Below are 25,359 nucleotides of genomic sequence, written 5' to 3'. Positions count from 1 at the left end.
TTACTACTGAGAACAGTCGGTGGTACCACCGCCGATGTCTACCACCAGGACGCGTTTTTCCTCCTGCAATGTCGCTTCGTAGTCCAGCCCCGCCGCGACGGGCTCATACTGGAAAACGACATCCTGGAATCCGGCTCGTTTTGCCGCACGCTCCAGAATGCCCTGCGCCTGGCGGTTTGCTTCATCGCCGCCTAATCCCTGGAAGTTAATAGGACGTCCAATGACCGCCTGGGTGATGGTTTCAGGGAGCTGGTTTTGCGCCTGTTGACGGATATGCAGCATCATTGCGCAGACTAAATCTTCAAACAACGCGACCTGCTGCGGCTTCAGCCCGCTGGCGCCGAGGAAGGATTTCGGCGATTTAACAAAGTACACCTCTTCCGGGTCGTCAATATAGTGCCCAAGCGATGACAGGCCAAACTGTACGCTGCTGGCGTGAACGTCAATGTCCTCGTCGCGATTAAAACGAATGGCCCGGCGCAGCAGCGCCTGCGTTTCATTGTCCGGTGTCGGCACATCATGATGGCGGTAGAGCCATTCGCTCACCGATTCACGCGTCGGCGCGCAAAGCATGGAGGGCAGCAGCGTGCTGCCGTTTTCCATTTTCAGCAGTTGCGGCTTGCCGTCGCGCATGACGGCGACAGAGCAGTTAGCGGTACCGTAATCAAATCCAATAAACACCTTAGAAATCCCCATGCCAGTGAAGAAGGGGCGTGACTTTAGCGAAATGTCGTCGTCGCGACAACTGGAATATGAAAGCAAAGCACAACGCCTGAATAGCGTTTATGCTGAAGGTTTGCAGAAAAAGGAGAAGATGATGTTTACCCTGAGCTGGCAGCCGCCGTATGACTGGTCATGGATTTTAGGTTTTCTTGCCGCTCGTGCGGTCAGCGGTGTGGAAACGGTAGAGGCGTTACGCTACACGCGGAGTCTGGCAATAGGTCAGCACACGGGAATCATCACCGTCGTCCCCGACACGGTAACTCACACGCTTCAGGTCACGCTCAGCGAAGGGCTGCTGCCGGTCGCGGATATCTGTCTTGAAAAAATGGAACGACTCTTCGACCTGCGCTGTAAACCGCAGCAGATAGGCCATGTTTTAGGTGAACTGGGCGCGGCGCGTCCGGGGCTGCGCCTGCCGGGTTCGGTGGACGCCTTTGAGCAGGGTGTTCGTGCGATTCTGGGCCAACTGGTGAGTGTGACGATGGCGGCAAAGCTGACGTCGAAAGTCGCACGTTTATATGGCGACGTGTTAGCGGACGCACCGCAGTACGTCTGCTTTCCGACCCCTGAACGGTTAGCCGCAGCCGATCCGCTGGAGTTGAAAACGTTGGGTATGCCGCTGATGCGCGCCAACGCGCTCATCCATCTGGCGCAGGTCGCGCGGGATGGAACACTGATAACCCAGCCGCCGGAAGATATCGAACAGGGGATTAAAACGCTACAGGAATTTCCGGGAATAGGCCGCTGGACAGCAAGCTATTTTGCCCTGCGCGGCTGGCAGGCGAAGGATGTGTTTTTGCCTGACGACTATCTGATCAAGCAGCGTTTTCCGGGGATGACCCCCGCGCAAATCCGTCGCTATGCGGAGCGCTGGAAACCCTGGCGCTCCTACGCGTTATTACATATCTGGTATACCGAGGGATGGCAGCCGTCAGTTGATCGCGAAATAACTGGTATTGAGTAGCAGATCCAGCGGCTGCGCTTCGGCGATGATGTCGCCATAAATCTGATCGACACCAATGCCCGATAGCGTATCCATGACGATCGGCGTTTGCACCGGCCCGGCGATGGTTTTAATGCCCAGACGCTGGGCGTGACCCTGAATAATCGACACCAGCATTTCATCCATCATATTGCCGTGAATGCTGGTGCTCAGCTCACTGTCGAGCAGCAGGTAATCCGCCATGCTTTTGGTCATCAGATTGAAGATCTGCAGATCGCGGCCAATCTGACTCACAATAATGTGACAACCTGCCTGACGTAATTTCTGGAGTGCCGAGGCGCTCTCCTGCGGATGCAGCAACAGCGCTTCTGCAGGCACCATCAGATGCAGCAGGCGTCCCGGCAGGGTGCTCTGCTCCAGTTGATCCAGGATCTCATCGATAAGCGTTGCGCTGGTCAACCCGGCAGCGGAAAGGGGCAGGGCGACGCTGAATCCTTTACTGGCAACCGCCGGAGCCGCATGATGAAAAAACTCATGGAGTACGCGGCGATCTAACGCATGGTTGAGCGCCGGATCGGCTAAGCTGGCCCGGAAGGCCTGTTCTTCCATGACTTCCCCTTCGCTGGTCCACAGGCGCAGCGAGATCAGCCAGAAATTGCTCGCTTCGGGAATGCGCGGGGACGCCACGCCGCGGGCGACCATCAGCAAATGGTTATCTTTAATCATCCGCCACTGCTCATCCAGCGACATCATCGCGCGCTCGTGATGCGCCAGTTCCTGCTGTGGTTCATACACGGTCACCTGACCACGTCCGCCATTTTTAGAGGCATAACAGGCGATATCCGCCTGTGACATCACCTCAACCGCCTGACAGTTGTTTTCGTCGATAAGCGTAATCCCGGCGCTGGCGCCAATGCGGTGCAGGCGGCCCTCCCACATAAAGTGGTAATCGTTGACGGCGTTAATGATCCGCGTGGCGATAAAGCGCGCGCTTTCAATATTACACTCCGGCAGCAGCAGTCCGAACTCATCGCCACCCAACCGCGCCAGCACGTCGCTGGAGCGCAACATGCTAAGCATCAGTTGCGCCAGTTCGCGCAGCAGCGCATCGCCCGCCGCGTGACCTGCGCTGTCGTTCACCGCTTTAAAGCGATCAAGATCGATAAAGACCAGCGCGTGACGCTGATGCGAATTGCGCTCGGTTTGCAGCAGTTGCTTCAGTTTGTTTTCAAAACTGGCCCGGTTGGTCAGGTGGGTGAGGGCGTCGTGGGTGGCGCTGTAGCTCAGTTGGCGCAGCATTTTGCGCGACTCGGTGACGTCCTGAATCACCAGCACCGAACCGATATTGCCGCCGTCCAGCGTGCTGAGTGGGGTAATGCTGTAGTGAATATCGTAACTGCCGCCGTTGCGACAATGGAGAACCACATCCTGTTCGATGGCGGAACGGGACATATCGGCGCTGTAGATGTTCTCCATCAACGGGCCGTTATCACCAAAGGTGATCCGCAACACCGTCAACAGCGGGATGCCAATGGCATTCTCCTGCTGCCAGCCGCTCATCTTCTCAGCGACCGGGTTCATAAAGGTGACCTTCATGTCGACATCAATACACACCACCGCTTCCCCGATGGAGTCCAGCGTGATGTGCAGACGCTCTTTTTCCTGAAACAGCGCTTCATTCAACTGCTTCACTTCCGTCATGTCCATATTGATGCCGAGTAGTCGTTCGACTTCGCCATCTTTATTTAACACCCGATTCGCCAGCGAGCGGATATGGCGGATGCCATCGTTGACCGCAATCCGGAATTCCAGCTTGAAGGGCTGGCGCGCGGCTAATGAGTCGCGAATCACCTTTTCCGTATACTCGCGATCTTCCGGGAGCACACAATCGTACCAGAGCGACCAGGTAGGCTTAACGTGGGCGGGGACATCGTACAGTTCGAACATGCGCTTATCCCAACTGATGACGTCGGGTTGCAGTTCCCACTCCCAGATCCCGATGCCGCCGGCTTCATTGGCCAGCGTGATGCGTTCCATCAGCCGTTTGTTGACCCATTCGGTATGTTTGAGATCGTTGATATCTTCGATTTGGGCAATAAAGTAAAGCGGCGTGCCATCAGGATGGCGGACCAGCGAAACGGCCAGCAGCGCCCAGACGACCTCGCCTGCGCGGGTGTAATAGCGTTTCTCCATTGAATAGCTATTAATGTCGCCGCACACCAGCATCGTGAGTTGTTCCAGATCGTTATCCAGATCTTCCGGCCAGGTGAGTTGCTGAAAGGTCAGTGAGCGTAATTCATCCTGGCTATAGCCAAGAAACTGACATAACGCTTTGTTGGCCTGCAGCCATTGCCCTTCCGTACCAACCAGCGCCATGCCGATCGCCGAGTACTCCATCGCGTTGCGAAAACGCTCTTCGCTTTCCGTAATGTGCTTACGTTCGGCGCGAAAAGCATACATCACCATGGTCATGATGTTCGCCGGTAAGAGAATCATTAAGAACGGCAGCCACGGCAGGTTGTTCATCACATGCACTTTGGGGGTGGTCAGCAGCGACGGATCGGATGCCATCATCATTGACACCATCATGACGGTGGCGAGAAAAATGAGAAAGGCCTCCATCCGCGGTAAGCGCACGGCGCTCCACATCAGTAATACGATCACTAATGTGAAGGGCCATGGAACATACTTCATGGCGAACCAGCTCAGGACTAAGGTCACCGTCAGCGTCAGCAGCGTCTCAAGGAGCAGGCGCGGATCGCGGTGGCGCAGCAGGTAGTGCGGTTTGAACAATAAGCCCAACGGCACCAGCGCCAGGGCACCAATGGATTCCGACAGGACCCAAATCAGAAACGCTTTCAGCGGCGTTTCGTGCGCAGACAACATCCAGACCAGAATTCCGCCCAACAACGGCGGGATAACCGCACTGCCGAAGGCGAGACGCAGCCAGTCATTGAGATTCTGTAATGGGTTGTACCAGGGGAGCAGCTTACGCAATAGCATTGCGCCGACGGCGGCTTCAATGATGTTGATCGCCGTGTAGGTAAAATTCAGCGCGCTGGGGGGAAACAGGACCAGCGATGCGCCAATACTCCCCAGCGAGCAGGCAAGCGCAATGCCCGGCCACATGCGCCCGGCATGACGGTAAAAGGCCACCATCATGATAGACGTCGGGAACCAGAGCGGGGCGAGTTGGGTACCAAACTGTGATAATTCCAGCGAGAAAAGGGTAAAAATAAAAGCCGTCAGCCCTAAACTGACGACGCGCAGCAGAGGATGCGGCAAGGTAACTAAAACATGTTGGAATTGTTTACTCATTACCCTGTATCCGAGTGTCCGGAACGTCGCGGAACGCCCGGACGCATCGTAGTAATCTCTGTTTATGCTAGTACAAACAATTTACAATTTATATCCCGGTTGCTCATAATTTGACATTATATGGCGATTAATTACTGCGAAATCGGGTTAATTCCGCGAGTTGCTCCAAATCTGAACAAATAAATTTGCGACAGGGAATCATTGGGGGCTAAATACACTCCCTGCTATCTCGACTGGTATCGTCCGGCTGAAATCCCTATAATTGCCGCGTTTGACGCCCGTGCGGCGTCGTCCTTCCTAACCAGGTTATTCAGGTCGCTAAATTTATGACTGATCAGTCTCATCAGTGCGTCATTATCGGTATCGCTGGCGCATCGGCTTCCGGCAAGAGTCTTATTGCCAGTACCCTTTATCGCGAGTTGCGTGAACAAGTCGGTGACGAACATATCGGCGTTATTCCCGAAGACAGCTATTACAAAGATCAAAGCCATCTGTCGATGGAAGAACGCGTCAAAACCAACTACGACCATCCGAACGCGATGGATCACAGTCTGCTGTTTCAGCACCTGCAGGCCCTTAAACGGGGTTCGGCGATCGAGTTGCCGGTTTACAGCTATGTTGAACATACCCGCATGAAAGAGACGGTTCGCGTTGAACCCAAGAAAGTCATCATTCTTGAAGGGATTTTGCTACTGACCGACGCGCGCCTGCGCGAAGAGATGAACTTCTCCATTTTTGTCGATACCCCGCTGGATATCTGTCTGATGCGCCGTATCAAACGTGATGTTAATGAACGCGGTCGTTCGATGGATTCCGTGATGGCGCAGTATCAGAAGACCGTGCGTCCGATGTTCCTGCAATTTATTGAACCGTCTAAACAGTACGCTGATATTATCGTGCCGCGTGGTGGGAAAAATCGCATCGCTATCGATATTCTGAAAGCGAAAATCAGTCAGTTCTTTGAATAAGCCCGGCGAATTGTGTACCGTTCAGTGATAACCTGGTTTGCCCTTAATGCACAATGCGTTAAGTGCCCGATGCACGAAAGGAGAAAGTGCCATGCGTCTGTGTGACCGAGATATTGAAGCCTGGCTTGATGAAGGCCGTTTGTCGATCAACCCGCGTCCGCCCGTTGAGCGCATTAATGGTGCGACGGTGGATGTGCGCCTGGGCAATAAATTTCGTACATTTAGTGGACATACCGCTGCTTTTATCGATCTCAGCGGGCCAAAAGCGGAAGTGAGCGCCGCGCTGGATCGCGTGATGAGCGACGAGATCGTACTGGCCGAAGGTGACGCATTTTACCTGCATCCGGGTGAACTGGCGCTGGCGGTGACCTATGAGTCGGTGACTTTGCCGGCGGATCTGGTGGGTTGGCTGGATGGCCGCTCTTCACTGGCGCGCCTCGGTTTGATGGTCCATGTGACCGCGCACCGTATCGATCCGGGCTGGTCCGGCTGTATTGTGCTGGAATTCTATAATTCCGGTAAATTACCGTTGGCGCTGCGCCCGGGAATGCTGATCGGCGCGTTGAGCTTCGAGCCGCTTTCTGGGCCTGCGCTTCGACCGTACAACCGTCGTGAAGATGCGAAGTATCGCGATCAGCAGGGTGCTGTCGCCAGCCGGATTGATAAAGACTGAGTCTAATCCATTGAGGATAGCATGAGACGATTTCTGACGACGCTGATGATTTTGCTGGTCGTGCTGGTGGCCGGCTTCTCTGCGTTAGTATTGCTAGTCAATCCGAATGATTTTCGTGCCTATATGGTGCAACAGGTGGCCGCGCGCAGCGGTTATCAACTGCAACTGGACGGCCCACTGCGCTGGCACGTCTGGCCGCAGCTCAGCATCCTCTCTGGGCGCATGGTATTAACGGCGCAAGGGGCCAGTGAGCCTCTGATTCGCGCGGATAACATGCGTCTGGACGTCGCACTGTGGCCGCTGCTGAGCCATCAGCTCAGTGTCAAACAGGTGATGCTCAAAGGCGCAGTGATTCAGCTGACGCCGCAAACGGAAGCGGTACGCCGCGCAAACGCGCCGGTGGCACCGAGAGACAACACCTTGCCCGACGTCGCCGAAGATCGCGGCTGGTCGTTTGATGTTGCCAGTCTGCGCGTGGCGGACAGCGTGCTGGTCTTTCAGCATGAAAATGATGAGCAGGTCACCGTTCGCGATATTCGTCTGGAGATGGAGCAGGACGCGCAGCATCGCGGTTCTTTCGAATTTTCCGGACGTGTGAATCGCGACCAGCGCGACCTTACCCTTGCCCTCAACGGAACCGTTGACGCCTCCGATTATCCACATAATTTAACCGCCGGTATTCAGCAGTTAAGCTGGCAATTGCAGGGCGCCGATCTGCCGAAGCAGGGCATCCAGGGGCAGGGACAACTGCAGGCGCAGTGGCAGGAAGAGAAAAAAACGCTCACCTTCAGCCAGCTCAATGTGACGGCGAACGACAGCGCGCTAACCGGAAACGTGCAGGTGACGCTGAGTGAACAACCGGCGTGGCTCGTCAATCTGCAATTTGCCCGATTGAATCTGGATAACCTGTTAGCCCCACCTGAGAACGCCAGCAGTACTAACGGTTCGGCGGAGCAAGGGGGCAGTCAGCCGCCGCTGGCGCGTCCGGTGATTTCAAGTCGTGTGGATGAACCTGCTTATCAGGGGCTGAAAGGCTTTAGTGCGGATATCGCGCTGAAAGCGGATACCGTTATCTGGCGTGGGATGAATTTTACCGACGTCAGTAGCCGCATGACAAATCAGTCTGACGTGCTGACGATTGCCGAACTGCAAGGCAAGCTCGACGGCGGAACGATATCGCTGCCGGGGACGCTGGATACGCGTGCGCAAACCCCGCAAGTGGTGTTCCAGCCGCGTCTGGACGAGGTCGAAATCGGCACGATCCTTAAGGCATTCAATTACCCGATAGCCCTGACCGGCAAGATGTCGCTGGCGGGTGATTTCTCTGGTGCGGATATCGATGCGCAGTCATTCCGCCATAGCTGGCAGGGGAAAGCCCATGTTGACATGCGCGACACGCGGATGGACGGCATGAACTTCCAGCAGTTGATTCAGCAGGCCGTAGAACGCAGCGGCGGCGATGTACAGTCGATGCAAAACTTCGATAACGCAACTCGTCTGGCGCGCTTTGTCACGGACCTGACGCTGGATAGCGGTAAGCTGATGCTGGATAACATGGAAGGGGAATCCACGATGCTGAGCCTGACGGGCCAGGGGACGCTCGACCTGGTCGGACAAACCTGTGATACGCAGTTTAACGTGCGGGTTCTGGACGGCTGGAAGGGCGAGGGCAAGCTGATCGATTTCCTGAAGGCAACCCCGGTTCCGCTGCGGGTCTACGGTAACTGGCAGGCGCTGAATTACAATCTGCAGGTTGATCAGCTACTGCGTAAGCATATGCAGGATGAAGCGAAGCGTCGCCTGAACGACTGGGCGGATCGCAATAAAGATTCCCGCAACGGCAAAGACGTGAAGAAGCTGCTGGATAAACTCTGATTCGGCAGGGCGTGTGTGCCGGATGGCGTCGCTGTGCGTCTTATCCGGCCTACAAACTGATTCGGCGGGAAATGCCGGATAGGGCTAACGCTCATCCGGCATCCTTTAACGTTAAACCTCGTAATCCATCTCATCATTGTTGCGCAATGGAATTAACTGCACTTTCTGCACGCGATGGCTTTCTACCTGTAGCGTCTTGAGCAGATAATCGCCCACCTGAACCTCTTCCCCCGGCTTCGGCACGCGCTGCAATTCTTCCATCAGCAGGCCCGCAATAGTGTGGTATTCCCGTTTGTCATCGAGCGGCAGCGGGACATATTGCACCAGGTCCTCCAGCGGCATATGGCCGTTTGCGGTCCACGAGCCGTCCGGGTTTTTCTGGATATCATGGCGGGCATCGATCTCTTGTGCCTCGTTCGGCAGATTACCGGCGATGGTTTCCGTGACGTCACTCAGCGTTACGATCCCTTCTACCGAACCAAATTCATCCACAACAAAGGCAAAGTGCGTCCGCGCGTTGCGGAACTGCTCCAGCGCCGGAAGCAGCGGCAGCGTCTCCGGGAACACCAGCGGCTGGCGAATCAATACCCGCAGGTTGAGCGGCTCACCGCGCAGCGACTGTTGCAGCAGATCAATAACGTGCACCACGCCGAGCAGATCTTCTTCATCATGACCGCCGGTCACCACCAGACGCGTGTGCTGGTTTTTTTCCAGCAGGGCGCGAATCTCCTCTTCCGGTGCGGTGAGGTCGATATGCTCGATGTCGTGACGCGAGGTCATAATACTGCTGACGGTACGCTGATTGAGGTTGAGTACGCGCTCAATCATCCGACGTTCCTGCGGGTTGAAAATCTGGCTGTCGTCATGGTCAACCAGCATCGAGGCGGTTTCCGCATCCAGTTCGGCTTCTTCTTTCTGCCCACTCAGCAGGCGCATTACCGCCTCGGTCGTACGCTGGCGCAGCGTGTGATTGGCCGACAGGAAACGACGGCGGTTGAAGATAGCCAACTGGTTAAGCGCTTCGATCATCACCGAGAAGCCAATTGCGGCGTACAGATACCCTTTCGGGATCCGGAAGCCGAAGCCTTCCGCTACCAGGCTGAAGCCGATCATCAGCAGGAAACTGAGACAGAGGATGACAATGGTCGGGTGGCTGTTCACAAAGCGGGTGAGTGACTTACTTGCCAGCAGCATCAGGCTGATGGCAATAATCACCGCCGCCATCATCACCGCCAGGTGATCCACCATACCGACAGCCGTGATCACTGAGTCGAGCGAGAAGATGGCGTCCAGCACCACAATTTGCGCCACCACGCCCCAGAATTTCGCCCCTTTGCGCTGGGTGGGGTTGTCGCTGTCCTTCCCTTCGAGTCGTTCGTTCAGCTCCATCGTGGCTTTAAACAGCAAAAAGAAGCCACCAAACAGCATAATCAAATCGCGGGCGCTGAAGCTCAACCCCTGCACGCTAAACAGCGGTTTTGTCAGCGTGACCAGCCACGAGATCGATGCCAGCAGCAACAGGCGCATCAGCATTGCCAGGATAAGCCCGGTGACGCGCGCACGGTCACGCTGCGCAGGTGGCAGTTTTTCTGCGAGGATGGCAATAAAGACTAAGTTATCAATGCCGAGGACTAATTCGATCACGACCAGCGTGACCAGTCCCGCCCAGATTGACGGATCGGCGATCCATTCCATAGTAAACGTAAAACCTTTCGTTATATGACAATTGTCACAATTCGATCATGGATAAAGCGGACGGAAAATGCAATGGCGAGAAGGGATTTCTCGCGTATTCATCTTACTGACTGTACTGAAAATAACCCTAAAGTTTCTGTCGGGAATAATTAAAAAAGCTAAGAACTATTTAGGAAATATCGCAGGGTTAATTGAGAAAATAGATTCTGTCAACCTCAAGTAATTCCTAAAAACAGGTCAATATATCGCTTAATATTAATCTTAAAAACAAAGAATAGCAGGCTTGTTACCTTGCCTGCAATTACGTTAGCTGTAACAATTCTTCCAGCGTTAATGATGGAAGAGTAAATATATTAAGTTGGATCCCGTTTCATTAATGGCTGACATTCAGAATGCCTTACGTATTTCTCTGTTGCGGCAAATCACGAAATGACGAGGCTTGAAAAACATAACCTAATCAGTGTATTGGTAGCTAAAAAGCCAGGGGCGGTAGCGTGCCTGAACGCCTGATGACGAGTCTGCATTATTCTGTCAATAGCTTACGGATGAATTCAATTTTTTTAGGACTGATGCCAGTTAAATTTCTTTTCAATTAACTGCAATGTAAATGTGTACGGCGAAGTCGCTATTTAAATTGCACAGGATAATTACTCTGCCAAAGTGATAAATAATCAATGATGAAATCCAAAATGAAATTGATGCCATTATTGGTGTCGGTAACCTTGATAAGCGGTTGCACAGTACTTCCGGGCAGCAATATGTCTACGATGGGTAAAGACGTGATTAAACAGCAAGACGCTGATTTTGATCTCGATCGGATGGTGAACGTGTATCCACTCACTCCGCGACTGGTTGAACAATTACGTCCTCGCCCTAACGTCGCCCAACCGAATATGTCGCTGGACCAGGAACTCGCCAGCTATCAGTACCGCGTTGGCGCGGGGGATGTGCTGAGTGTGACCGTCTGGGATCACCCGGAACTCACCACGCCTGCTGGGCAATACCGTAGCTCCAGCGATACTGGCAACTGGGTTCAGCCCGATGGCACCATGTTTTATCCCTACATCGGCAAGGTTAGCGTGGTCGGAAAAACGTTGGCAGAAATCCGCAGTGATATTACCGGGCGCTTAGCGAAGTACATTGCTGACCCGCAGGTGGACGTTAATATCGCCGCTTTCCGTTCGCAAAAAGCTTACATCTCCGGGCAAGTGAACAAATCCGGACAGCAGGCGATCACCAACGTGCCGCTGACCGTGCTGGACGCGATTAACGCCGCCGGTGGCCTGACGGAAGTGGCCGACTGGCGCAACGTGGTGCTAACGCACGAGGGTAAAGAACAACGCATTTCACTGCAGGCGCTGATGCAAAACGGCGATCTCAGCCAGAACCGTCTGCTCTATCCGGGGGACATCCTCTATGTGCCGCGTAATGACGATCTGAAAGTGTTCGTGATGGGTGAAGTGAAAAAACAGAGCACTCTCAAGATGGACTTCAGCGGCATGACGCTGACCGAAGCACTGGGTAATGCCGAAGGTATCGATATGACCACCTCCAACGCCAGCGGCATCTTCGTGATCCGTCCGCTGAAAGGCAAAGGCCCGGGCGGCAAGATTGCCAACATTTATCAGCTCGATATGTCTGATGCGACCTCTCTGGTCATGGCGACGGAATTCCGTCTACAACCGTATGACGTGGTGTATGTCACGACCGCACCGGTTGCGCGCTGGAACCGTCTGATCAATCAGTTGCTGCCGACCATCAGCGGTGTCCGTTACATGACGGATACGGCCAGCGACCTTCATAACTGGTAATCGTCATGTTTAACAAAATATTAGTGGTTTGCGTGGGGAACATTTGCCGTTCCCCAACGGCAGAGCGCCTGCTCAGACAGTATCACCCGCAGATTACAGTGGAATCCGCCGGTCTGGGGGCGCTGGTGGGAAAAGGCGCTGATGCCTCGGCGGTGAACGTCGCAGCCAGCCATGCACTTTCTCTCGAAGGGCACTGCGCGCGGCAGGTTACCGGACGACTGTGCCGGGACTATGACCTGATCCTGGCGATGGAAAAAAGGCATATCGCCTCTCTGCACGAAATGGCGCCCGAGATGCGTGGCAAGGTCATGCTTTTCGGTCACTGGGATAACGAGCGCGACATTCCCGACCCCTATCGCAAAAGCCGCGAGGCGTTTGAAGCGGTGTACGCATTACTTGAACGGTCTGCTCGCCAGTGGGCGCAGGCATTGAACGCAGAGCAGGTAAAATAATGACAGAAACAGTAAAACAGTCTGCCGCTCCGGTAACGGGCAACGATGAGATTGATATCGGTCGCCTGGTGGGAACCGTCATTGAAGCACGCTGGTGGGTGCTGGGCATTACGGCGGTCTTTGCGCTATGCGCGGTGATTTACACGCTTTTCGCTACGCCTATCTACAGTGCAGATGCGCTGGTACAGATTGAACAAAACACCGGCAACTCACTGGTGCAAGATATTGGCTCTGCGTTATCCAATAAACCGCCGGCCTCCGAAGCGGAAATTCAATTGATCCAGTCGCGTCTGGTATTAGGCAAAACGGTAGACGATCTGGATCTGGATATTTCGGTTACTAAGAACACTTTCCCGCTGTTTGGTGCGGGCTGGGAACGGCTGATGGGGCGCCAGAATGAATCGGCGAAAGTCACCACCTTTACCCTGCCGAAAGGGATGAACGAACAGACCTTCACCCTGAAAGTACTGAACGATAAACGTTATGAGCTGTACAGCGACGGTGGTTTCAGCGCGCACGGACAGACTGGTCAGACGCTTAGTAAAGACGGAGTCACGATGGTGGTCAGTGAAATTCACGCCCGCCCGGATACCGAATTTACCGTCACCAAATTCTCCACTCTGGGGATGATCAATAATCTGCAAAATAACCTGACGGTGACGGAAAACGGCAAGGATACTGGGGTGCTTAGCCTGAGCTTTACCGGTGAGGATCGCGAACAGATCCGTGACATCCTCAACAGCATTACTCGCAACTATCTGGAACAGAACGTTGAGCGCAAATCGGAAGAGGCGGCGAAAAGCCTGGCCTTCCTGGCGAAACAGTTGCCGGAGGTGCGAAACCATCTGGACGTGGCGGAAAATAAACTCAATGCCTTCCGTCAGGATAAAGACTCCGTCGACTTACCGCTGGAGGCCAAAGCGGTGCTGGACTCGATGGTTAACATCGACGCGCAGCTCAACGAACTGACCTTTAAAGAGGCGGAAATTTCCAAGCTCTTCACCAAAGCACACCCGGCGTACCGCACGCTGCTGGAAAAACGTCAGGCGCTGGAAGATGAAAAAGCCAAACTGAACGGACGTGTGACGGCGATGCCGAAAACGCAGCAGGAGATTGTGCGTCTGACGCGTGATGTAGAGTCCGGCCAGCAGGTTTACATGCAGTTGCTGAACAAACAGCAGGAGCTGAAGATAACCGAGGCCAGCACCGTGGGGGACGTGCGGATCGTTGACCCGGCCATTGCTCAGCCCGGCGTGTTGAAACCAAAGAAAGCGCTGATCGTTCTCGGTAGCATCATCCTGGGCCTGATGCTTTCCATTGTGGGCGTGCTGTTGCGTTCACTGCTCAACCGCGGTATCGAAAGCCCGCAGGTGCTGGAAGAGAATGGCATCAGCGTGTACGCCAGCATTCCGCTGTCGGAATGGCAGAAAGCGCGGGATAACGTCAAGACCGTGAAGGGCGTCAAGCGTTACAAACAGAGTCAACTGCTGGCGGTGGGTAATCCGACCGATCTGGCGATCGAAGCGGTGCGCAGCCTGCGTACCAGCCTCCATTTCGCCATGATGCAGGCGCAAAACAATGTGCTGATGCTCACCGGGGTGAGTCCGTCCATCGGGAAAACCTTTGTCTGCGCCAACCTGGCGGCGGTGATCAGCCAGACCAACAAGCGTGTGCTGCTGATCGACTGCGATATGCGCAAGGGCTATACCCACGAACTGCTCGGTACCAACAACGTCAACGGCCTGTCTGAGATTCTGGTCGGCAAAGGGGATATTGCCTCCTGTGCGAAACCCACGTCCATTGCCAACTTTGACCTCGTACCGCGTGGTCAGGTGCCGCCAAATCCGTCTGAACTGCTCATGAGCGATCGCTTAGGCGAGCTGTTGCGCTGGGCGAGCAGCCACTACGATCTGGTGCTTATAGATACCCCGCCCATCCTGGCCGTCACCGACGCCGCGATTGTCGGACGCCATGCCGGTACGACGCTGATGGTCGCCCGCTATGCCGTCAACACCCTGAAAGAGGTGGAAACCAGTCTGGGCCGCTTTGAGCAAAACGGCATTCAGGTGAAAGGGGTGATCCTCAACTCTATCTTCCGTCGCGCCACCGGGTACCAGGACTACGGGTACTACGAGTACGAATATAAATCAGACACAAAATAATAAATCGTGAGTGGCCTGCTCATTGAGTAGGCCTGATAAGCAAAGCGTCATCAGCATCGCTGCCGGATGACGGCGTAAACGCCTTATCCGGCCTACACGCTGCGTCATCAGGCATCGCTGCCGGATGACGGCGTAAACGCCTTATCCGGCCTACACGCTGCGCCGTCAGGCATCGCTGCCGGATGACGGCGTAAACGCCTTATCCGGCCTACACGTTGTGTCATCGGGCATCGCTGCCGGATGGCGGTGTAAACGCCTTATCCGGCCTACACGTTCGGCCCTCCGGCAATATTTCCTGGGAAATGAAGATGAAAACAGACAAGCCATTGATTTCCATTTATATGCCAACCTGGAACCGGCAACAGCTTGCCATTCGGGCGATTAAATCGGTACTGCGCCAGGATTATCCCCACTGGGAGATGATCATTGTTGATGATTGCTCCTCCTCCTATGAGCAGCTACAACAGTTTGTTGAGGGATTAAACGACCCCCGCGTGCGTTACACCCATAATGAGATCAACTCTGGCGCCTGCGCGGTGCGTAATCAGGCCATCGTCCAGGCGCAGGGGCATTACATCACCGGAATTGATGATGATGACGAGTGGACGCCAAACCGCCTGAGCGTGTTCCTTGCGCACAAGCATCAGCTGGTGACCCACGCATTTTTATACGCCAACGATTATGTCTGCGAAGGCGAGGTTTATTCTCAGCCGGCGAGCCTACCGCTGTATCCGAAATCCCCTTACTCGCGTCACTTGTTCTACAAGCGCAACATCATTGGTAATCAGGTCTTTACGTGGGCGTGGCGTTTCAAAGAGTGCCTGTTCGATACCGAACTGAAGGCCGCGCAGGATTACGACATTTTTCTGCGAATGGTGGTGGAGTACGGCGAGCCGTGGAAGGTGGAGGAGGCGACGCAAATCCTGCACATCAATCATGGCGAAATGCAGATCACTTCGTCGCCGAAGAAGTTCTCCGGCTACTTCCATTTTTACCGCAAGCACAAAGACAAATTCGACCGCGCCAGCAAGAAATATCAGCTGTTTACGCTCTACCAGATCCGCAACAAGCGCATGACCTGGCGCACGCTGCTGACGCTGTTCTCACTGCGCAACGGCAAGCGTCTGGCGGACGGACTGCGAGGACGATAAACATGCTGGAGGATATCCGCGCGAACAGCTGGAGTCTGCGTCCGTGCTGCATGGTGCTGGCCTACCGGGTGGCCCATTTCTGCTCCGTCTGGCGCAAAAAAAACGGGCTGAACAATCTGTGGGCAGCGCCGGTGCTGGTGCTGTATCGGCTGATGACCGAATGCCTGTTCGGTTATGAAATTCAGGCGGCGGCCACCATCGGACGGCGCTTCACCATTCATCACGGTTACGCCGTGGTGATCAACAAAAACGTGGTGGCCGGTGATGATTTCACGGTTCGTCATGGCGTCACTATCGGCAATCGTGGAGCAGACAGCCTGGCCTGTCCGGTGATTGGCAACGGCGTGGAGCTGGGGGCCAACGTTATCCTGCTGGGTGACATTCGCATCGGTAATAACGTGACCATTGGCGCAGGCAGCGTGGTGCTCGACAGCATCCCGGACAATGCGCTGGTGGTGGGTGAGAAGGCCCGGGTTAAGGTAATTAAATGAACATTCTGCAATTTAATGTGCGACTGGCGGAAGGCGGTGCGGCTGGAGTGGCATTAGATCTGCATCAGCGTGCGCTGCAAAAAGGGTTGGCTTCGCAATTTATCTACGGCTACGGCAAGGGTGGGAAGAAGAGCGTCAGCCATAGTCACTATTCCCATGTCATCAAACAGACGCCACGTTTAACGTCGGTAGCCAATATCGCCCTGTTTCGTCTGTTCAATCGCGATCTGTTTGGCAATCTGAACAATCTCTACCGTACCGTGACCCGCACACCGGGTCCGCTGGTGCTGCACTTTCACGTTCTGCACAGCTACTGGCTGAATCTGGCTGACGTGGTGGCGTTCTGCGAAAAGGTGAAAAACCACAAGCCGGACGTGACGCTGGTCTGGACGCTGCACGACCACTGGAGTGTGACCGGGCGTTGCGCCTTTACCGACGGCTGCGAGGGGTGGAAATCCGGCTGTCAGAAATGCCCGACGCTGAATAATTACCCGCCGGTGAAGGTTGACCGTGCTCATGCGCTGGTCGACGGAAAACGTCAATTGTTCCGCCAGATGCTGGCGCTGGGCTGTCAGTTTATCTCTCCGAGCCAACACGTTGCCGACGCGTTTAACGGTCTGTACGGCGCGGGGCGTTGCCGCATTATTAATAACGGTATCGATGTGGCGACCGAAGCGATTCTGGCGGAGTTGTCCCCGGTCAATGAGACCCGGGGAAAACCGAAAATTGCGATTGTTGCTCATGACCTGCGCTACGACGGTAAAACCAATCAGCGTCTGGTGCGCGACATGATGGCACTGGGCGATAAGGTTGAGCTGCATACCTTTGGCAAATTCTCGCCGTTTGACGGGGCGAACGTGGTGAATCATGGCTTCGAAACCGACAAGCGCAAGCTGATGAGCGCGCTCAATCAGATGGACGCGCTGGTGTTCAGTTCCCGCGTGGACAATTACCCGCTGATTTTATGCGAGGCGTTGTCGATAGGCGTGCCGGTGGTCGCTACCCACAGCGACGCGGCGCAAGAAGTGCTGCATAAGTCGGGCGGAAAAACGTTTGCGGCTGAAGAGGTGCTACAACTGGTGCAGATGGATAAGGCCGGGATCGCGCAGACCGTTTTTGGCACCACGCTCAGCGCATTTCGCGAGCGCAGTCGTGCTGCATACAGTGGTCAACAGATGCTGGAGGAATATGTCTCGTTCTATCAGAATCTGTAGCTATCTGCTGCTGCCGCTGATCTACCTGCTGGTCAACGTCAAAATTGCCCAACTGGGCGAAAGCTTCCCCATCACCATTGTCACTTTTTTACCCGTTTTATTGCTGCTGTTCGTTGAGCGCATCAGCATTAAAAAGCTGATGATTGCGTTAGGGATTGGGGCAGGGCTTACGGCGTTTAACTATCTGTTCGGTCAGTCGCTGGACGCCAGCAAGTACGTCACGTCGACGATGCTGTTTGTCTATATCGTGATCATTATCGGCATGGTCTGGAGCATTCGTTTCAAAACCATTTCCCCGCATAACTACCGTAAGATCCTGCGTTTTTTCTATCTGGTGGTGGCGCTGGTGGTGATGTTGGCCGCGGCGGAAATGGCGCAAATTATCCTGACCGGCGGCAGCAGCCTGATGGAAGGCATTTCGAAGTATCTAATTTACAGTAATAGCTATGTACTGAATTTTATTAAATTTGGCGGCAAGCGAACCACCGCGCTCTATTTCGAACCGGCATTTTTTGCTCTGGCGTTAATCTCAATTTGGCTCAGTATCAAACAGTTTGGTATCAAAACGCCTAAAACCGATGCTATGATTCTGGCAGGGATAATATTATCAGGATCGTTTTCAGGGGTAATGACATTTATCCTGTTTTACCTGCTGGAATGGGCGTTTCAGTATCTGAATAAGGATGCGATAAAGAAAAAATTACCGCTGGCGATAATCTCATTAACCGTATTTTTGGTAGGGGTGATATTTGCATTCCCTTATATCTCTACGCGTCTGGGAGATTTAGGCACGGAAGGGTCGTCCTCTTATTATCGCATTGTGGGCCCGTTAGTCATGGTCGGTTATTCTTTAACCCATATTGATGGCGTAGTCAGATTTGGCTCACTTTATGAATATGTCGCATCATTCGGAATCTTTAACGGTGCAGATGTTGGGAAAACAATAGACAATGGTTTGTATCTGCTGATTATTTATTTTTCCTGGTTCGCGGTGTTAATGACGCTGTGGTACATGTGGAAAATCTTTAAAATGACGTTAAACGCATTTGGCGATAATCAGAATTTTCGGGTGCAACTTTATCTTTTTACGCCGGTGTCGCTGTTTTTTACCGGTTCAATATTTAGCCCGGAATATGCATTTTTAATTGTTTGTCCGTTTATTTTGCGCAAAGCGCTGAATATTACAAAAGTATGATGAGGTTAATCCTATGCTGCTCAGTGTTATCACCGTCGCGTTTCGCAATCTGGACGGCATCGCCAAAACCCATGCGTCTCTGGCGCATCTGGCGAAGGCGAGTGACATCAGCTTTGAGTGGATCGTGGTGGATGGCGGCTCAAATGATGGTACAGAGGAATTTCTGCAAAACCTCTGTGGTCACTATCACTTACGCTTTGTCAGCGAACCGGATAACGGCATCTATGATGCGATGAACAAGGGCATTGAAATGGCGCGTGGAAAGTTCGCGCTGTTCCTCAACTCCGGCGATATTTTCCATCCGGATGTTACCCACGTTGTCCGTCAGCTCAAGACACAAAAAGATGACGTGATGATTACCGGCGACGCGCTGCTTGATTTTGGCGATGGTCATAAAACGAAACGTAGCGCGAAACCCGGTTGGTATATTTATCACAGCCTGCCGGCAAGTCATCAGGCCATCTTTTTTCCGCTGGCAGGACTGAAAGTCTGGCGCTATGACCTGCAATATAAAGTGTCATCCGATTATGCGTTGGCCGCCAGATTGTATAAAGAAGGCTATGACTTTAAAAAACTGGACGGGCTGGTGTCCGAATTTTCAATGGGCGGCGTGTCAACGACGAATAATCTGGAATTATGCGAAGACGCGAAAAAAGTTCAGCGTCAGATATTACGCGTGCCGGGTTTTTGGGCTGAATTATCGAAACTATTACGTTTACGTACAACGGGTAAAACGAAAGCCTTATATAACAAAGTGTAAAATATAAGGATGCAATATGCAGGATCTGAGTGGTTTCACCGTACCCAAAGGATTCCGGGGCGGTAATGCAATCAAAGTCCAGTTGTGGTGGGCGGTACAGGCGACATTATTTGCCTGGTCGCCACAAGTGTTGTATCGCTGGCGCGCTTTTTTGCTCCGACTGTTTGGCGCAAAAATAGGAAAAAACGTAGTCATTCGACCGTCAGTGAAAATTACCTATCCGTGGAAATTAACCATTGGTGATTATGCCTGGGTGGGGGATGACGTTAATTTATATACGCTTGGCGATATTACAATTGGCGCCCATGCGGTGGTTTCGCAGAAAAGTTATTTGTGTACCGGCAGTCACGATCACGCAAGTGCGCATTTTGATATTAATGCCACCCCGATTGTGATTGGCGAGAAATGCTGGCTGGCAACGGATGTGTTCGTGGCACCAGGCGTCACGATAGGCGATGGCACCGTCGTCGGTGCGCGCAGCAGTGTTTTTAAATCGCTACCGGCAAATACGATTTGCCGTGGCAATCCCGCAGTGGCAACGCGTGAACGCGTTACAACGTTACACCCTAATGGGATCAATTAAGAGGTAATAAAATGTCAAAAGTCGCTCTCATCACCGGTGTAACCGGGCAGGACGGTTCTTACCTGGCAGAACTTCTGCTGGAAAAAGGTTATGAGGTTCACGGTATTAAGCGTCGGGCTTCTTCATTTAACACCGAGCGCGTCGATCACATCTATCAGGATCCGCATGCGGGCAACCCGAAATTCCATCTGCACTACGGTGACCTGACGGATTCCTCTAACCTGACGCGCATCTTGCAAGAAGTGCAGCCGGATGAGGTCTACAACCTGGGGGCCATGAGCCACGTGGCGGTCTCCTTCGAATCACCGGAATACACGGCCGATGTCGATGCGATGGGCACGCTGCGCCTGCTGGAAGCCATCCGCTTCCTCGGCCTTGAGAAGAAAACCCGTTTCTATCAGGCATCGACCTCCGAACTGTACGGCCTGGTGCAGGAAATCCCGCAGAAAGAGACCACGCCGTTCTATCCGCGCTCGCCGTACGCGGTTGCCAAACTTTACGCCTACTGGATAACCGTCAACTACCGTGAATCCTATGGTATCTACGCCTGTAACGGCATTCTGTTTAACCACGAATCGCCGCGTCGTGGCGAAACCTTCGTCACCCGTAAAATCACTCGCGCGATTGCCAACATCGCTCAGGGTCTGGAGTCCTGCCTGTACCTCGGCAACATGGATTCCCTGCGTGACTGGGGCCATGCGAAAGACTACGTCAAAATGCAATGGATGATGCTGCAACAGGAACAGCCGGAAGATTTCGTGATCGCCACCGGCGTGCAGTACTCCGTACGTCAGTTCGTCGAAATGGCGGCGGCTCAACTGGGGATCAAACTGCGCTTTGAAGGTGAAGGCGTGGAAGAGAAAGGGATTGTGGTTTCGGTCACCGGTCATGACGCGCCGGGCGTGAAACCGGGTGACATCATGGTCGCCGTCGATCCGCGCTATTTCCGTCCGGCGGAAGTGGAAACCCTGCTGGGCGACCCAACCAAAGCGCACGAGAAGCTGGGCTGGAAACCGGAAATTACGTTGCAGGAGATGGTTTCCGAAATGGTCGCCAACGATCTGGAAGCGGCGAAGAAACACTCCCTTCTGAAGTCTCACGGCTACGAGGTTGCCATCGCGCTGGAGTCCTGAGAATGAGCAAACAACGTATCTTTATTGCCGGTCATCGCGGAATGGTGGGTTCCGCGATTGCCCGCCAGCTTGAACAACGCGGCGATGTGGAGCTGGTGCTGCGCACGCGTGATGAGCTGAACCTGCTGGACAGCCGCGCGGTGCAGGACTTCTTTGCCACTGAGCGGATCGATCAGGTTTATCTGGCGGCGGCGAAGGTAGGCGGCATTGTTGCTAATAACACGTATCCGGCCGATTTCATCTTTGAGAACATGATGATGGAAAGCAACATTATTCACGCCGCGCATCTGCACAACGTGAATAAGCTGCTGTTCCTCGGTTCATCCTGTATCTATCCCAAACTGGCGAAACAGCCGATGGCGGAAAGTGAACTGTTACAGGGCACGCTGGAACCGACCAATGAGCCCTATGCCATTGCCAAGATTGCCGGTATCAAGCTGTGCGAATCTTATAACCGCCAGTACGGGCGCGACTATCGTTCCGTGATGCCGACCAACCTGTACGGCCCGCATGACAATTTCCATCCGAGCAACTCGCATGTGATCCCGGCGCTGCTGCGTCGTTTCCATGAAGCGACCGTGCAGAGTGCGCCGGACGTGGTGGTGTGGGGAAGCGGGACGCCGATGCGTGAGTTCCTGCACGTCGATGATATGGCTGCTGCCAGCATCCACGTGATGGAGCTGGACAGCGAAGTCTGGCAGGAGAACACCCAGCCGATGCTGTCGCACATTAACGTCGGCACGGGCGTGGACTGCACCATTCGCGAACTGGCGCAGACCATCGCGCAGGTAGTGGGCTACAAAGGCCGCGTGGTGTTTGACGCCACGAAGCCGGACGGTACGCCGCGAAAACTGCTGGATGTGACGCGTCTGCATCAACTGGGCTGGTATCACGAGATCTCACTGGAAGCCGGCCTTGCCAGCACGTATCAGTGGTTTCTTGAGAATCAGCATCGGTTCCGGGGGTAAACATGTTTTTACGTCAGGAAGATTTTGCCACCGTCGTGCGTTCCACGCCGCTTATCTCCATCGATTTGATCGTGGAAAACGCGCAGGGGGAATTTCTGCTGGGTAAACGGCTGAACCGACCGGCGCAGGGCTACTGGTTTGTGCCCGGTGGGCGGGTGCAAAAAGATGAGCCGCTGAGTGCGGCCTTCGAACGCCTGACCGAAGCCGAACTGGGGCAACGTTTACCGCTGTCCGCCGGGGAATTTTATGGCGTCTGGCAGCATTTCTATGACGATAACTTTTCCGGCGAAGACTTCTCGACGCATTACATCGTGCTCGGTTTCCGTCTGCGGCTGCAGGAGCGTGATTTGCCTCTGCCTGACGCGCAGCACAACGCTTACCGCTGGCTGACGCCTGCGGCGCTGCTGGCGAGCGACAATGTCCATGACAACAGCCGGGCGTATTTTTTGCCGGAATGTCAGGCTAAGGCGCTGGGATTATGAGAATCCTCGTTTATGGCATCAACTACTCACCAGAACTGACCGGCATCGGCAAATACACCGGTGAAATGGTGGAGTGGATGGCGCGTGAAGGCCATGAAGTACGGGTTATTACCGCGCCGCCGTACTACCCACAATGGAAAGTGGGTGCGCGTTACTCTGCCTGGCGCTATCGCCGGGAAGAGGGCGACGCCACCGTCTGGCGCTGCCCGTTGTATGTGCCAAAGCAGCCGTCAACACTGAAACGATTACTGCATCTGGGCAGCTTTGCCCTCAGCAGCTTTTTCCCGCTGATGGCGCAGCGTCGCTGGAAGCCGGATCGCATTATTGGCGTAGTGCCCACACTGTTTTGTACGCCGGGGATGCGTCTGCTGGCAAAACTCTCCGGTGCCCGCACCGTGCTGCACATTCAGGATTACGAAGTCGATGCGATGCTGGGCCTCGGTCTGGCGGGCAAGGGTAAAAGCGGCAAAGTGGCGCAACTGGCGACCGCTTTCGAACGTAGCGGCCTGCATAACGTCGACAATGTCTCCACCATCTCCCGCTCAATGATGAATAAAGCCCAGGAGAAAGGGGTGGCGGCAGAGAAGGTGATCTTCTTCCCTAACTGGTCAGAAGTCGCTCGTTTTCAAAACGTTAGTGATGACGAGGTCATTGCCTTCCGCCAACGGCTTGGCCTGCCGGATGACAAAAAAATCATTCTTTACTCCGGCAACATCGGCGAGAAGCAGGGGCTGGAAAACGTGATTATGGCGGCGGAACAACTGCGTGAGCAGCCGCTCATTTTCGCCATCGTCGGTCAGGGGGGCGGCAAAGCGCGGCTGGAAAAAATGGCTCGCGATCGCGGTCTGCACAACGTGCTTTTTTTCCCGTTGCAGCCGTACGAGGCACTGCCTGCGCTATTGAAGATGGGCGATTGCCATCTGGTCGTGCAAAAACGCGGGGCGGCGGATGCCGTTCTCCCCTCCAAACTGACCAATATTCTGGCGGTGGGCGGCAATGCGGTGATTACCGCAGAACCGGAGACGGAACTCGGCCAGCTTTGCGACAACGTTACAGGCATCGCGGTGTGCGTTGAGCCGGAATCGGTCGACGCACTGGTGACTGGGATTGCTCAGGCGCTCGCTATGCCAAAAAACAACACGGTGGCACGTGAATATGCCGAACGCACGCTCGATAAAGAGAACGTGTTACGTCAATTTATTACTGATATTCGGGATTAAATTATGGGTCAGACAACACTCTATCCGGTCGTGATGGCCGGTGGCTCCGGTAGCCGCTTATGGCCGCTTTCCCGCGTACTTTATCCCAAGCAGTTCCTGTGCCTGAAAGGCGATCTCACCATGCTGCAAACGACCATTTGTCGTCTGAACGGCGTGGAGTGCGAAAGCCCGGTCGTGATCTGCAACGAGCAGCACCGTTTTATCGTCGCTGAGCAGTTGCGCCAGCTCAACAAACTGACTGAGAACATTATTCTCGAACCGGCAGGCCGCAATACCGCGCCGGCCATTGCCTTAGCGGCGCTGGCGACAAGACGCCACAGTCCGGACAGCGACCCGCTGATGCTGGTGCTGGCGGCAGATCACGTGATTGCCAATGAAGACGCTTTCCGTGATGCGGTGCGAAACGCAATGCCGTACGCCGAAGCCGGAAAGCTGGTCACATTTGGTATCGTTCCGGATCTGCCGGAAACCGGCTACGGCTATATCCGTCGCGGCAATGTTACGCCTGGTGAGGAAGATGCCGTGGCGTTTGACGTTGCGCAGTTTGTAGAAAAACCGAATCTGGAAACGGCTCAGGCTTATGTTGCCAGCGGCGATTACTACTGGAACAGTGGGATGTTTCTGTTCCGCGCCGGGCGCTATCTGGAAGAGCTGAAAAAATACCGTCCCGATATTCTGGAAGCCTGCGAAAACGCGATGAGCGCAGCCGATCCGGATCTCGATTTCATCCGCGTGGATGAAGCCGCATTCCTCGCCTGCCCGGAAGAATCCGTCGATTACGCGGTGATGGAACGTACGGCGGATGCGGTGGTGATGCCCATGGACGCGGGCTGGAGCGATGTTGGCTCGTGGTCTTCGCTGTGGGAAATCAGCGCCCATACCGCCGAGGGAAACGTCCACCACGGCGACGTTATCAGCCATAAAACCCAGAACAGTTACGTCTATGCCGAATCGGGTCTGGTGACCACCGTCGGCGTTAAAGATCTGGTGGTGGTGCAGACCAAAGATGCGGTACTGATCGCCGACCGTAATGCGGTACAGGACGTGAAAAAAGTGGTTGAACAAATCAAAGCCGATGGCCGCCATGAGCACCATATTCACCGCGAAGTGTACCGCCCGTGGGGGAAATACGACTCCATCGACGCCGGTGATCGCTATCAGGTCAAACGCATTACCGTGAAACCGGGGGAGGGGCTGTCGGTGCAGATGCACCATCACCGCGCTGAACACTGGGTGGTAGTGGCCGGTACTGCCAAAGTCACCATTGACGGTGATATCAAACTGCTCGGTGAAAACGAGTCTGTCTACATTCCGCTGGGAGCCACCCACTGTCTGGAAAACCCAGGGAAAATTCCGCTCGATCTGATTGAAGTGCGCTCGGGTTCTTACCTCGAAGAGGATGACGTGGTGCGGTTTCAGGATCGCTACGGCCGGGTGTAACGCCTTTATTGCGCCCGGTGGCGCTGCGATTCTGTAGCGTGTAGGCCTGATAAGACGCGAAGCGTCGCCATCAGGCAATGACCGCTGGATGGCGCGTTGCTT

General features: G+C 54.3%; 20 protein-coding genes and 1 pseudogene. 18 read left to right on the top strand and 3 right to left on the bottom strand.

Annotated elements, in window-relative coordinates:
* Positions 1–9: 9 nt before the first annotated feature.
* Positions 10–681 (bottom strand): annotated as a pseudogene (gene yegD, locus OGY35_RS23755) (molecular chaperone); the annotation flags it as partial.
* A 136-nt stretch (positions 682–817) separates the two neighbouring features.
* Between yegD and alkA the strand changes: the two are divergent.
* Positions 818–1,687, top strand: a complete 870-nt coding sequence (gene alkA, locus OGY35_RS23750; RefSeq protein ID WP_286633737.1) for a DNA-3-methyladenine glycosylase 2 — start codon at positions 818–820, stop codon at positions 1,685–1,687.
* On the opposite strand, the gene OGY35_RS23745 is transcribed toward alkA, so the two are convergent.
* On the bottom strand, positions 1,655–4,984 hold the full coding sequence (locus tag OGY35_RS23745; RefSeq protein ID WP_286633636.1) for a diguanylate cyclase: 3,330 nt from the start codon (positions 4,982–4,984) through the stop codon (positions 1,655–1,657). The genes alkA and OGY35_RS23745 overlap by 33 nt on opposite strands.
* Positions 4,985–5,310: 326 nt before the next feature.
* Here OGY35_RS23745 and udk point away from each other — a divergent pair, with 326 nt between their 5' ends.
* The 3 genes from udk to asmA all read left to right on the top strand — a co-directional run bounded on the left by udk (position 5,311) and on the right by asmA (position 8,500).
* Positions 5,311–5,952, top strand: a complete 642-nt coding sequence (gene udk / locus OGY35_RS23740) for a uridine kinase (protein ID WP_042318055.1) — start codon at positions 5,311–5,313, stop codon at positions 5,950–5,952.
* A 91-nt stretch (positions 5,953–6,043) separates the two neighbouring features.
* Entirely contained in the window at positions 6,044–6,625 is a 582-nt protein-coding gene (dcd, locus tag OGY35_RS23735; protein WP_043000174.1) for a dCTP deaminase, read from the top strand.
* Between the two features lie 21 nt (positions 6,626–6,646).
* Positions 6,647–8,500, top strand: a complete 1,854-nt coding sequence (asmA, locus tag OGY35_RS23730; protein WP_286633635.1) for an outer membrane assembly protein AsmA — start codon at positions 6,647–6,649, stop codon at positions 8,498–8,500.
* A 111-nt stretch (positions 8,501–8,611) separates the two neighbouring features.
* Here the strand turns inward: asmA and OGY35_RS23725 are convergent, their stop codons facing one another.
* Complete coding sequence (locus OGY35_RS23725) at positions 8,612–10,195, bottom strand: TerC family protein (RefSeq protein ID WP_152403680.1); 1,584 nt, start codon at positions 10,193–10,195, stop codon at positions 8,612–8,614.
* A gap of 674 nt (positions 10,196–10,869) precedes the next feature.
* Between OGY35_RS23725 and OGY35_RS23720 the strand changes: the two genes are divergently transcribed.
* From OGY35_RS23720 to cpsB, 14 genes are all read left to right on the top strand, one after another.
* Positions 10,870–12,006: a polysaccharide export protein gene (locus OGY35_RS23720; RefSeq protein WP_152403681.1), complete on the top strand. Its 1,137-nt coding sequence runs from the start codon at positions 10,870–10,872 to the stop codon at positions 12,004–12,006.
* Positions 12,007–12,011: 5 nt separating this feature from the next.
* Positions 12,012–12,458, top strand: coding sequence for a low molecular weight protein-tyrosine-phosphatase Wzb (gene wzb / locus OGY35_RS23715; RefSeq protein WP_152403683.1), 447 nt, complete (start codon positions 12,012–12,014; stop codon positions 12,456–12,458).
* Positions 12,458–14,620 (top strand): tyrosine-protein kinase Wzc, encoded by a 2,163-nt coding sequence (gene wzc, locus OGY35_RS23710; protein ID WP_286633633.1) that lies wholly within the window; start codon positions 12,458–12,460, stop codon positions 14,618–14,620. The genes wzb and wzc overlap by 1 nt, the downstream gene beginning before the upstream one ends.
* A 308-nt stretch (positions 14,621–14,928) precedes the next feature.
* Entirely contained in the window at positions 14,929–15,771 is an 843-nt protein-coding gene (gene wcaA / locus OGY35_RS23705; protein ID WP_152403687.1) for a colanic acid biosynthesis glycosyltransferase WcaA, read from the top strand.
* Between the two features lie 2 nt (positions 15,772–15,773).
* Positions 15,774–16,262: a colanic acid biosynthesis acetyltransferase WcaB gene (wcaB, locus tag OGY35_RS23700; RefSeq protein ID WP_286633632.1), complete on the top strand. Its 489-nt coding sequence runs from the start codon at positions 15,774–15,776 to the stop codon at positions 16,260–16,262.
* Positions 16,259–17,476 carry a colanic acid biosynthesis glycosyltransferase WcaC gene (gene wcaC / locus OGY35_RS23695; RefSeq protein WP_286633631.1) on the top strand — a complete coding sequence of 406 codons (1,218 nt, stop codon included), beginning with the start codon at positions 16,259–16,261 and terminating at the stop codon, positions 17,474–17,476. Before wcaB ends, wcaC begins: the two co-directional genes overlap by 4 nt.
* The gene (gene wcaD, locus OGY35_RS23690) at positions 17,451–18,671 is read left to right on the top strand and encodes a colanic acid polymerase WcaD (protein WP_286633630.1); all 1,221 of its coding nucleotides are present in this window, start codon (positions 17,451–17,453) and stop codon (positions 18,669–18,671) included. Before wcaC ends, wcaD begins: the two co-directional genes overlap by 26 nt.
* Positions 18,672–18,684: 13 nt before the next feature.
* The gene (gene wcaE / locus OGY35_RS23685) at positions 18,685–19,431 is read left to right on the top strand and encodes a colanic acid biosynthesis glycosyltransferase WcaE (protein WP_152403697.1); all 747 of its coding nucleotides are present in this window, start codon (positions 18,685–18,687) and stop codon (positions 19,429–19,431) included.
* Positions 19,432–19,447: 16 nt separating this feature from the next.
* Positions 19,448–20,014 carry a colanic acid biosynthesis acetyltransferase WcaF gene (wcaF, locus tag OGY35_RS23680; protein WP_152403699.1) on the top strand — a complete coding sequence of 189 codons (567 nt, stop codon included), beginning with the start codon at positions 19,448–19,450 and terminating at the stop codon, positions 20,012–20,014.
* A gap of 11 nt (positions 20,015–20,025) precedes the next feature.
* On the top strand, positions 20,026–21,147 hold the full coding sequence (gene gmd, locus OGY35_RS23675; protein ID WP_152403701.1) for a GDP-mannose 4,6-dehydratase: 1,122 nt from the start codon (positions 20,026–20,028) through the stop codon (positions 21,145–21,147).
* A gap of 2 nt (positions 21,148–21,149) precedes the next feature.
* Entirely contained in the window at positions 21,150–22,115 is a 966-nt protein-coding gene (fcl, locus tag OGY35_RS23670; RefSeq protein ID WP_152403703.1) for a GDP-L-fucose synthase, read from the top strand.
* Between the two features lie 2 nt (positions 22,116–22,117).
* Positions 22,118–22,597: a GDP-mannose mannosyl hydrolase gene (locus OGY35_RS23665; protein ID WP_152403705.1), complete on the top strand. Its 480-nt coding sequence runs from the start codon at positions 22,118–22,120 to the stop codon at positions 22,595–22,597.
* Positions 22,594–23,817 carry a colanic acid biosynthesis fucosyltransferase WcaI gene (gene wcaI / locus OGY35_RS23660; protein ID WP_286633629.1) on the top strand — a complete coding sequence of 408 codons (1,224 nt, stop codon included), beginning with the start codon at positions 22,594–22,596 and terminating at the stop codon, positions 23,815–23,817. The genes OGY35_RS23665 and wcaI overlap by 4 nt, the downstream gene beginning before the upstream one ends.
* Before the next feature lie 3 nt (positions 23,818–23,820).
* Positions 23,821–25,257, top strand: a complete 1,437-nt coding sequence (gene cpsB / locus OGY35_RS23655) for a mannose-1-phosphate guanyltransferase (protein WP_286633628.1) — start codon at positions 23,821–23,823, stop codon at positions 25,255–25,257.
* The last annotated feature ends 102 nt before the right edge of the window (positions 25,258–25,359 follow it).

This window comes from Citrobacter sp. Ct235 (genome assembly GCF_030332305.1).
Taxonomy (GTDB): domain Bacteria; phylum Pseudomonadota; class Gammaproteobacteria; order Enterobacterales; family Enterobacteriaceae; genus Citrobacter_A; species Citrobacter_A telavivensis.
The sequence above is the reverse complement of the archived record's forward strand: the minus strand, read 5'-3'. Positions and strand labels throughout refer to the sequence as shown.

Coding starts and splice junctions, on each gene's coding strand:
- alkA (WP_286633737.1), top strand. CDS start 818: ATGTTTACCCTGAGCTGGCAGCCGCCGTATGACTGGTCATGGATTTTA.
- OGY35_RS23745 (WP_286633636.1), bottom strand. CDS start 4,984: ATGAGTAAACAATTCCAACATGTTTTAGTTACCTTGCCGCATCCTCTG.
- udk (WP_042318055.1), top strand. CDS start 5,311: ATGACTGATCAGTCTCATCAGTGCGTCATTATCGGTATCGCTGGCGCA.
- dcd (WP_043000174.1), top strand. CDS start 6,044: ATGCGTCTGTGTGACCGAGATATTGAAGCCTGGCTTGATGAAGGCCGT.
- asmA (WP_286633635.1), top strand. CDS start 6,647: ATGAGACGATTTCTGACGACGCTGATGATTTTGCTGGTCGTGCTGGTG.
- OGY35_RS23725 (WP_152403680.1), bottom strand. CDS start 10,195: ATGGAATGGATCGCCGATCCGTCAATCTGGGCGGGACTGGTCACGCTG.
- OGY35_RS23720 (WP_152403681.1), top strand. CDS start 10,870: ATGATGAAATCCAAAATGAAATTGATGCCATTATTGGTGTCGGTAACC.
- wzb (WP_152403683.1), top strand. CDS start 12,012: ATGTTTAACAAAATATTAGTGGTTTGCGTGGGGAACATTTGCCGTTCC.
- wzc (WP_286633633.1), top strand. CDS start 12,458: ATGACAGAAACAGTAAAACAGTCTGCCGCTCCGGTAACGGGCAACGAT.
- wcaA (WP_152403687.1), top strand. CDS start 14,929: ATGAAAACAGACAAGCCATTGATTTCCATTTATATGCCAACCTGGAAC.
- wcaB (WP_286633632.1), top strand. CDS start 15,774: ATGCTGGAGGATATCCGCGCGAACAGCTGGAGTCTGCGTCCGTGCTGC.
- wcaC (WP_286633631.1), top strand. CDS start 16,259: ATGAACATTCTGCAATTTAATGTGCGACTGGCGGAAGGCGGTGCGGCT.
- wcaD (WP_286633630.1), top strand. CDS start 17,451: ATGTCTCGTTCTATCAGAATCTGTAGCTATCTGCTGCTGCCGCTGATC.
- wcaE (WP_152403697.1), top strand. CDS start 18,685: ATGCTGCTCAGTGTTATCACCGTCGCGTTTCGCAATCTGGACGGCATC.
- wcaF (WP_152403699.1), top strand. CDS start 19,448: ATGCAGGATCTGAGTGGTTTCACCGTACCCAAAGGATTCCGGGGCGGT.
- gmd (WP_152403701.1), top strand. CDS start 20,026: ATGTCAAAAGTCGCTCTCATCACCGGTGTAACCGGGCAGGACGGTTCT.
- fcl (WP_152403703.1), top strand. CDS start 21,150: ATGAGCAAACAACGTATCTTTATTGCCGGTCATCGCGGAATGGTGGGT.
- OGY35_RS23665 (WP_152403705.1), top strand. CDS start 22,118: ATGTTTTTACGTCAGGAAGATTTTGCCACCGTCGTGCGTTCCACGCCG.
- wcaI (WP_286633629.1), top strand. CDS start 22,594: ATGAGAATCCTCGTTTATGGCATCAACTACTCACCAGAACTGACCGGC.
- cpsB (WP_286633628.1), top strand. CDS start 23,821: ATGGGTCAGACAACACTCTATCCGGTCGTGATGGCCGGTGGCTCCGGT.